This window comes from Pseudoalteromonas sp. GW168-MNA-CIBAN-0100 (genome assembly GCF_040309225.1).
GTDB lineage: Bacteria > Pseudomonadota > Gammaproteobacteria > Enterobacterales > Alteromonadaceae > Pseudoalteromonas > Pseudoalteromonas arctica.
On record NZ_JBEOOL010000167.1, the window covers coordinates 1 to 401 of the forward strand.

The following is a 401-nucleotide window of genomic DNA, read 5'->3' on the forward strand; positions in this document are numbered from 1 at the left end:
GTACCGATATATTAACCAGGTATTTTAATTGCTTGGCTTTAAATTGCTTAATTATTTTATCGCGTTCGCTATTAGGTGTGTCACCTGTAATTAAGGCGCTTTGCTGATGAGGTAAATAGCTTAAAATTTCTTCTGCGTGCATAACCGTAGCGGCAAAAATCATAATACCTTGACGACTTTCACTGTACTGCATTACTTGTTGTAAAATGGCTTGCGTTGCCCGTGCGCTGTTTTTTAGTAACGCATTCATATCCTCATTAGTATAACGGCCAAATGCGTCACTGGTTAACGCCGAAAAGTCGTAATGACTAATCGCCGCATCCACTTCATTGGGTGGCGTTAAATAGTTATGTTTGATCATATAGCGCAGCGGTAATTCAAAAATACAGCTTTTAAATGGG

General features: G+C 39.2%; 1 protein-coding gene. It reads right to left on the bottom strand.

Features of this window, described 5'->3' with window-relative positions:
- On the bottom strand, nt 1-401 hold a 401-nt coding region (locus AAEY62_RS20540; protein ID WP_350636093.1), incomplete at both ends, for a DEAD/DEAH box helicase.